This window comes from Cyanobium sp. N5-Cardenillas (assembly GCF_024345515.1).
Lineage (GTDB): Bacteria > Cyanobacteriota > Cyanobacteriia > PCC-6307 > Cyanobiaceae > Cyanobium.
Genome location: NZ_JAGQBG010000141.1, coordinates 1 through 8,290, shown reverse-complemented (window position 1 = coordinate 8,290; position 8,290 = coordinate 1). Strand labels below are relative to the sequence as shown.

At 68.0% G+C, this 8,290-nt stretch carries 8 protein-coding genes; 6 read left to right on the top strand and 2 right to left on the bottom strand.

The window, feature by feature from the left end; translation table 11 throughout:
- Positions 1-672: type IV pilus twitching motility protein PilT (locus KBZ04_RS11505; protein WP_315860111.1), on the bottom strand; the 672-nt coding region annotated here is incomplete at its 3' end.
- 243 nt (positions 673-915) lie between these two features.
- Here KBZ04_RS11505 and wecB point away from each other — a divergent pair.
- Entirely contained in the window at positions 916-2,037 is a 1,122-nt protein-coding gene (gene wecB / locus KBZ04_RS11500; protein WP_254992061.1) for a non-hydrolyzing UDP-N-acetylglucosamine 2-epimerase, read from the top strand.
- Here wecB and KBZ04_RS11495 read toward each other — a convergent pair.
- The gene (locus tag KBZ04_RS11495; protein ID WP_254992060.1) at positions 2,034-3,092 is read right to left on the bottom strand and encodes an efflux RND transporter periplasmic adaptor subunit; all 1,059 of its coding nucleotides are present in this window, start codon (positions 3,090-3,092) and stop codon (positions 2,034-2,036) included. The genes wecB and KBZ04_RS11495 overlap by 4 nt on opposite strands.
- Positions 3,093-3,310: 218 nt before the next feature.
- Between KBZ04_RS11495 and ychF the strand changes: the two genes are divergently transcribed.
- The 5 genes from ychF to KBZ04_RS11470 all read left to right on the top strand — a co-directional run.
- A complete protein-coding gene (gene ychF, locus KBZ04_RS11490) occupies positions 3,311-4,402 on the top strand; it encodes a redox-regulated ATPase YchF (RefSeq protein ID WP_254992059.1) in 1,092 nt (363 codons plus the stop codon).
- A 7-nt stretch (positions 4,403-4,409) separates the two neighbouring features.
- Positions 4,410-5,297: an NAD(P)-dependent oxidoreductase gene (locus KBZ04_RS11485; RefSeq protein WP_254992058.1), complete on the top strand. Its 888-nt coding sequence runs from the start codon at positions 4,410-4,412 to the stop codon at positions 5,295-5,297.
- An 82-nt stretch (positions 5,298-5,379) separates the two neighbouring features.
- A complete protein-coding gene (locus KBZ04_RS11480; RefSeq protein WP_254992057.1) occupies positions 5,380-6,384 on the top strand; it encodes a glycosyltransferase family 2 protein in 1,005 nt (334 codons plus the stop codon).
- Between the two features lie 110 nt (positions 6,385-6,494).
- Positions 6,495-7,214 (top strand): ABC transporter ATP-binding protein, encoded by a 720-nt coding sequence (locus KBZ04_RS11475; RefSeq protein ID WP_254992056.1) that lies wholly within the window; start codon positions 6,495-6,497, stop codon positions 7,212-7,214.
- A 20-nt stretch (positions 7,215-7,234) separates the two neighbouring features.
- Positions 7,235-8,290 (top strand): ABC transporter permease (locus KBZ04_RS11470; RefSeq protein ID WP_254992055.1); only part of this gene is annotated, 1,056 nt, incomplete at its 3' end.

Below are 8,290 nucleotides of genomic sequence, written 5' to 3'. Positions count from 1 at the left end.
CGCTTCGATGGCGGTGGTGAGGGTGTCCTGGTCGCGGATCTCCCCCACCAGGATCACGTCGGGGTCCTCCCGCAGCGCCGCCCGCAGGGCCGTCTTGAAGTATTTGGTGTGGGTGCCAAGTTCTCTCTGGCGGATCAGGGACTCGCGGCTCTGATGCACGAACTCCACCGGGTCCTCGATGGTGAGGATGTGGCGTTTCATCGTGCGGTTGATGTGGTCGATCATCGCCGCCAGGGTCGTGCTCTTGCCTGAACCGGTGGGTCCGGTGACCAGGAGCATGCCCTTGGGCCGCTGGGCCAGATCCTTGAGCACCTGGGGCAGGTTGAGCTCGTCGATGGTGGGAACACTCTGCGGAATCAACCGCAGCACCATCGCCGGACCCTGGAGCGATTCCAGCAGGTTGATGCGCACCCGCACGAAACCGAAGGCGAAGGATCCGTCGTGCTCCTTCTGCTGGACGAAGCGGTCGATCTGGGGGGGATCCATGATTTCCCGCAGCCAGTCACGGAAGGTGCCGGCGTCGGTCACCCCCAGACCGGCCAGAATCATGTCGCCGCGGTGGCGGAATCTGGGCAGCTCACCGACGCCGAGGTGAACGTCGGAGAAGTTGCGATCGAAGGCCACGCGAACGATCTGCTCCAGCGTCGGCGACGCTTCCCCGCTGGAATCCATCGGCGGGAGTTGGGCTGACCGGGCCGCCATCGCCGGATTGATGCCGACAGGTGGTGGTGGTGGTGGTGCGTGTGGCCTTGAAGAACTCTGCAAAACGGATGGGCGATCCAGTTCAAGGGTTCGTTATCGCAGGCCATCCTAGGTGCGGATTCCCCTCTGTGGATATCAGCGGAAAGCGGCGGCCTTCGGGCCGCGGAACGGTCGATCGGAGGCTCCCTAGGATCGGGGCACCTGCTTCGGTCCGTGTCCCCTCAGCCCCTGGTCAGCATCGGTCTGGGCACCCGCCCGGAGGCCATCAAGCTGGCGCCGGTGATCCTGGCGTTTCAGCGGGTCCAGGAATTCCGTACCCGGGTGGTGCTCACGGGGCAGCACCGCGAGATGGTCACCCAGGTGATGCGGCTGTTCGGCCTCAGCGCCGACCACGATCTGGCGTTGATGGCGCCGAAGCAGACCCTCACCCATGTCACCTGTGCGGCGCTGCAGGGGCTGAAGCAGGAGTTCGAGGCGCACCGCCCCGACCTCGTGCTCGTGCAGGGCGACACCACCACCGCCTTCGCCAGCGCCCTGGCGGCCTTCTACGAGCAGATCCCCGTCGGCCATGTGGAGGCCGGCCTGCGCACCGACGACCTGCTCGATCCTTTCCCCGAGGAAGCCAACCGCCGCCTGATCTCCCAGCTGGCCCGCCTCCATTTCGCCCCCACGGCCCAGTCGGCGGCGAACCTCAAGGCCTCGGGGGTGGTGGGCGAGATCCTCACCACCGGCAACACCGTGATCGATGCCCTGCTGCTGATGGCCCGCACCGCTCCCGACTGGGACCTGCCCGGCCTGGACTGGCAGAACCAGCGGGTGCTGCTGGCCACGGTGCACCGCCGCGAGAACTGGGGCGAGCGGCTGCTCGACATCGGCAAGGGCTTCCTGGCACTGCTGGAGCGCTTCCCCGATACCGCCCTGCTGCTGCCGCTGCACCGCAACCCCACGGTGCGCGAGCCCCTGCAGGCCCTGCTGGGCTCCCATCCCCGCGCCTTCCTCACCGAACCCCTCGATTACGACCGGCTGGTGGCGGCGATGCGCGGCTGCACCCTGCTGCTCACCGATTCCGGCGGCCTGCAGGAGGAGGCCCCCGCCCTAGGCAAGCCCGTGCTGGTGCTGCGCCGGACCACCGAACGGCCCGAGGCGGTGGCGGCCGGCACGGCCAAGCTGATCGGCACCGACACCGGGGCGATCCTGGCGGAAGGAAGCCGGCTCCTGGACGATCCGGAGGCCTACGGGGCCATGGCCCATGCACACAATCCCTTCGGTGATGGCGAGGCCAGCGGCAGGATCGTGGAGGCGGCACGGCGTTACCTGGGCCTCAGCGTCGCCTAGGGGCGCTTCTTGGCCCAGGGGGGCAGATCGATGAACACCCTGGTGCCGCTCTCCAGGCCCGTGAGGATCTGGGTGTCCTTGCCGCTGCTGGCCCCCAGTTCCACCGGCTGGAACGTGGGTTCCTGACCCTTGCCCACCAGCAGCACCCCGGGGCGGCCATCCTCGGTGACGATCGCCACGGTGGGCACCACCGTCCGGGCCTGGAGGGTGCCGGTCTGAAAGTCGATGTCGGCGGTCATGCCGATGCGCAGTTCCGGGGCTGGATCGACCAGCTGGAGCTTCACCTCGAAGGAGGTGACGTTGTTGGTCTTGACGGCCCTGGGGGCGATCTGGCGCACCCGGGCCTGGAAGCGACGGTCCGGGAAGGCATCGACCCGCACGCTGGCGGGCAGGCCCACCTTGAGCCGTCCGATGTCGCTCTCGGGCACCTTGGCCACCACCTCAAGGCCCTCGGAGAGCTCCACGATCGAGGAGCTGGTGGCGCCGGCGGTGGCCGAAGCCGTGGTGGTGGGGGTGACGAAGGCGCCAGGTTCGGCGTAGCGCTGGCTGATCACCCCATTGAAGGGGGCCCGCACGATCAGCTCGTCCTTCTCCACCATCCGCTGCCGTAAGCGCTGCCGGGCCGCGGCGGTGGCCAGCCGCCGCACCTCCGCCTCGGATCGGAAGCGGTTCATGGTGTCGAGGCTGATCGCCCCCTGGCGGAAGAGGGGTTCGTTGCGGCGCAGTTCGCTGTCGCTGCGGCGTTGTTCCGACTCCGCTGATTGCACGTTGGCCTGCAGTTCCATCAAACGGTCGCGCAGGTCACCGTCATCCATCAGGGCCAGGGGCTGGCCCTTGCGCACGGTGTCGCCCTCGTCGACCAGCAGTTGCAGCAGGATGCCCTGCCGCTTGGGGCTGACGTTCACCCGCTGGACGGCATCCAGCTCACCGCTGGCAGTGATCACGCCGGGGAGGGATCCCTCGCGGGCCACCACGGTGAAGGGGGCCAGGTCGCGGCCGGCCTGCATCCTCTGGCGTTGCCAGACACCGGCGGAGGCGATCAGGGCCAGCCCCACCGCCAGGCCGATCCAGAGACGCCGTCGCGAGCGGCGCTTCGCCGCCCCTGGGACAGCCGGCGGTGCCGGACTCCGGGTGGGAGTGGGAGCCGGCGGCAGGGGGGTGAGGGCGGGAATGGGCCGGCGTTTCGCTGCAGACAGTTTCGCTCGCCCGGGCAGCGGCTGTGGAGGGAGGAAGACCGAAAGGGCGCTGGCACGGTGACCCCTAGATTTCGCCCATGCTCAAAGCCGGAATCGTCGGGCTGCCCAATGTGGGCAAGTCGACCCTCTTCAACGCCCTGGTGGCAAACGCCCAGGCCCAAGCGGCCAACTTCCCCTTCTGCACCATCGAGCCCAACGTGGGGGTGGTGGCTGTGCCCGATGAGCGCCTGCAGAAGCTCTCCGACCTCTCCAAATCCAGGGAGATCGTGCCGACGCGCGTCGAGTTCGTGGACATCGCCGGTCTGGTGCAGGGGGCGAGCCAGGGGGAGGGACTGGGCAACAAGTTCCTGGCCAACATCCGCGAGGTTGACGCCATCGTCCACGTGGTGCGCTGCTTCGAGGACGACGACGTGATCCACGTCTCCGGCAGCGTCGACCCGGTGCGGGACGCCGAGGTGATCAACCTGGAGCTGGGGCTGGCGGACCTGGCCCAGATCGAGAAGCGGCGCGAGCGGCTCAAGAAGCAGATGCGCACCAGCAAGGAGGCCGCCGCCGAGGACGCGGCCCTGGCCAGACTGCAGGCGGAACTGGAGCAGGGCGGTGCCGCCCGCCGGGTGACCCTGAGCGAGGAGGAGCAGGCCCTGGTGCGCAACCTCGGCCTGCTCACCGCCAAGCCGATCATCTATGCCACCAATGTGAGCGAGGACGACCTCGCCGGGGGCAACGCCTGGGTGAGCGCCGTGGAGGCGCTGGCCGCCCGGGAGGGGGCCGAAGCCGTGCGCATCTCCGCCCAGGTGGAGGCCGAACTGATCGACCTGTCGGCCGAGGAGCGCGCCGACTACCTGGCGGGGCTGGGGGTGAACGAAGGCGGCCTGCAGAGCCTGATCCGTGCCACCTACCGCCTGCTGGGTCTTCGCACCTACTTCACCACCGGCGAGAAGGAGACCCGCGCCTGGACGATCACCGCCGGCATGACCGCCCCCCAGGCCGCCGGTGTGATCCACACCGATTTCGAGCGGGGCTTCATCCGGGCCCAGACCATCGCCTACGCCCAGCTGCTGGAGGCCGGCACCCTGGCCGAGGCCCGCAACCGGGGCTGGCTGCGCAGCGAGGGCAAGGAGTACGTGGTGGCCGAAGGGGATGTGATGGAGTTCCTGTTCAACGTCTGACGTCGCCGTGGCCCCATCCGTCGGTTTCATCGGCCTGGGGGCCCTGGGTGCTCCGATGGCCGCCAACCTGCTGGCGCAGGGCTTCCCCCTCACGGTTCATAACCGCCACCGGGACCGGGAGCTGCCCCTGGCCGCCGCCGGGGCCCGTCGCGCGGCCACACCGGCGGCGGCGGCCCAGGGCGCCGCTGTGCTGGTGCTCTGCCTGAGCGACGACGCGGCGGTGGCGGCGGTGTTGCTGGGTGAGGGGGGCGACAACGGCGTCGCCGCCGTGGCCGGTCTGGCGCCCGGGGCCCTGGTGGTGGATGTCTCCACCATCGCGCCGCAGACGTCGAGGGCCATGGCCGCCGCCCTGGCCCAGCGCGGTGTGGCCTACCTGGATGCGCCGGTCACCGGTGGCACCGAGGGGGCCCGGGCGGGCACCCTTTCGGTGCTGGTGGGTGGAGCTGCCGCCGACCTGGAGCGGGCCCGGCCCCTGCTGGAGGCGGTGGGCCGGACGATCACCCACCTCGGCCCGGTGGGGGCCGGCCAGGAGGCCAAGGCCGTCAACCAGGTGCTGGTGGCGGGCTGCTATGCGGCGGTGGCGGAGGCCCTGGCCCTGGGGCAGCGCCTCGGGCTGCCGATGGAGCAGGTGCGGCAGGCGCTGCTCGGCGGAGCCGCCGGTTCCTGGGCCCTGGAGCACCGCGGCGGTTCGATGCTGCGGGGCGAGTTCCCGCTCGGCTTCCGCCTGCGACTGCACCGCAAGGATCTGGCGATCGCCCTGGGCGCCGCCGCCGGCGCTGGCCTGGAGCTGCCGGTGGCGCGCCAGGTGGCCGCGATGGAGGACGACCTGATCGCGGCCGGGCGTGGCGACGAGGACGTGTCGGCCCTGGCCCGCTGGTTCATTCAGCCATTTTGATCCGTGCTTCAGCGGCTTGTCATGGCAGGCTGCACGGGCAACTTTTGATTATCCTTCAACCCAAAGGCGAGGACAAAGCGGCATGAGAATTGCCTGCATCATGATGCAAAAGGATGAGACGATCCTGTTTGATCCATGGGTTCTTTATCATGCTGATCTGTTGGGTCATGAGAATTTATTTATCTTCGATAATGGATCAAAGTCTGCTTCTGTCATTCAGTCACTTCAGCGTGCAAGGCTAAACGGAGCCAATGTCTTCTCGGAGTATTCAAGTCAACGCGACTACCGCCAGCGAGGACCCCTGCTCGCCGCCTTCATCCAGGAATTGGATCATTCTAGCCCCTTTGATTTTTACTTTCTACTCGATTGTGATGAGTTTCTGGCTTGTCAGACGGATTCGGGGATATCCTGTCAGCGGCGTGACATCGAAAGGGTTCTGCAGCCCTATGCAGGCAGCAGGGACGTGCTGCTCATTGAGCACAAATTCTGGCATAACCCTTGCAGAATGCATCTTTACGCCGTTACGCATTCCAGCCCGAAATGCTTTTTTGCGCAAGGCGCTTGCGGCTCTCTGGACCATGGTTATCACCACGCTAAATCGCGTCTGGGGTCAGGCGAAGTGACCACAAAGATAATCTATTTTGAGTTTCATTATAAGCCTTACCGGCTGCACAGACTCAGCAGTAGGCAGCATCTTTCGTCCGTGTTGACAGATTTTTCCAGGAGATCGTTGCGGGCCTACCAGAGCAAGCAGGCGTTTAGCCATCACTGTGCTGGAGACCTGCTCGAGGGAAAGTTTGATTATGTTCGACGATTCCTTGACCCTGAAGGCTGGGAGCGGGCGCCGGCACTGTTGGCGGAATTCAACAGAATTGGCATCTCCTATGCACGGCTTTATGAGTCTGAGTCGCTTTTCCCCCGGCCGTTGCGGCTCGCTTTGCTTTGGGCCAGGCAGGCTGTCATGCATCGCGTCGATGATCTCCATGACCTGCTCTGCCGAGGTGCTCGGGTTGCCTTCCGGAAGGCCTCCCGGTTGATGCAGCGATCGCGGCGGCTTCTGTTGAGGATGACGCGCTTAGGCGGATGAGGGCCTGGCTCTCGGCCCGGCCGCCGGTTCCCTAGGTTTGGTCTGCTGGCCATGGAGTTGGCTCGCAGACGATCCGCTCCTGCTGAACGCACAACGACGAACGCTCTGCGATGACGGATCCCCACCCCCGGCCTGCGATCGAACTGCGGGGACTCCGGAAACGCTTTCAGGAGGGCGACACGGAGCGGACGGTGCTGCAGGCCGTCGATCTGCTCATCGACCCCGGCCAGTTCGTGGTGCTGCTGGGCCAGAGCGGCAGCGGCAAGAGCACCCTGCTGCACCTGATCGGCGGCATCGACACCCCCTCCTCCGGCAGTGTGTGCATCGGCGGGGTGGACCTCACGGCCCTCGACGAGCGGCGCCGCACGCTCTTCCGCCGGGATCGCATCGGGTTCATCTTCCAGTTCTTCAACCTCATCCCCACCCTGTCGGTGCTGGAGAACGTCACCCTGCCCAGCGAGCTGGCGGGCCTGCCCCGCCCGGCCCTGGAGACGGCGGCCCTTGATCTGCTCGGCCAGGTGGGGCTGGCGGAGCGGGCCTCGACGATGCCGGACCGGCTCTCCGGAGGCCAGCAGCAGCGCGTGGCCATCGCCCGCGCCCTGCTGCACCAGCCCCTGCTGATCCTGGCCGACGAGCCCACCGGCAACCTGGATGAACACACCGGCGACCAGGTGCTGCGCCTGTTGATCGCCCTCACACGCCAGCAGGGCCGCACCCTGGTCATGGCCACCCACAACGGGGCCATCGCTGAGCAGGCCGACCGGGTGCTGCGGGTGCAGGAGGGCCATCTGCTGGAGGCGTCAGCCCCTTCGGCCGCGGTGCCGGCATGAGCCAGGGAGATGCAACTCCCGTGGTCCGCAACGGCCCCCTCTGGCGCCTCGCGGCCCGGCGCTGGCGTCGCCGCCCGCTCCAGTACCTGCTCTGCATCCTGGGCATCGCCCTGGGGGTGGCGATGCTGGTGTCGATCGATCTGGCCAGTGGCTCGGCCCAGCGGGCCTTCTCCCTGTCCACCGACGCGATCACAGGCCGCACCACCCATCGGCTGGTGGCGATCGGGCCCGGTGGCGTCCCCGACAGCACCTTCGTGGAGCTGCGGAGCCGCTTCCCGGAGATTCCCGCCGCCCCGGTGATCGAGGCCTATGGCCGGGCCGAGGAACTGGACGGGGAACTGCTGCGGGTCGTGGGGGTCGATCTGTTCAGCGAGGCGCCCTTCCGCGGCCTACTGGGTGGCGACGGCGACGGTCAGGGGGGCGGCGGCAGGGGCTTCGTGCCCTTCCTCACCGAGCCCGGCACGGCCGTGATCGCCGCCGACACAGCCACCCGCTTCGGCCTCCATCCCGGCGCCGCCGACGGCTCCGGCAGCTTGCATCTCGATCTGGCCGGACGGACGACGGCCCTGCGGCTGGTGGGCAGCGTCAGCAGTGATTCGCCCCTCGAGCGCCGCGGCCTGGAGACGCTGCTGCTGGTCGACATCGCCACCGCCCAGGACCTGCTCAACCCCGCCGGCGCCGCTGCGGTCCCGGCGCTGGGCCACATCGATCTGATCCTTGAGGGCCCGGCCCAGGAGCAGGCCATCCGCACCTGGTTGCCCCGGGGGCTGAAGCTGGAGACGGCGGCGGCCCGCGGCAACGCCGTGCAGCAGATGACGGCGGCCTTCGAGCTCAACCTCACCGCCATGAGCCTGCTGGCCATGGTGGTGGGCATCTTTCTCATCTACAACACGGTCACCTTCAGCGTGGTGCAACGCCGCAGCCTCTTCGGGGTGCTGCGCTGCCTGGGGGTGACCCGGGGCCAGCTGTTCACCCTGATCCTGGGGGAGGCGGCCCTGTTCAGCCTGGTGGGGTCCCTGCTGGGCCTGGTGCTGGGGGTGGTGCTGGGGCGCACCGTCGTGGGGCTGATCACCCAG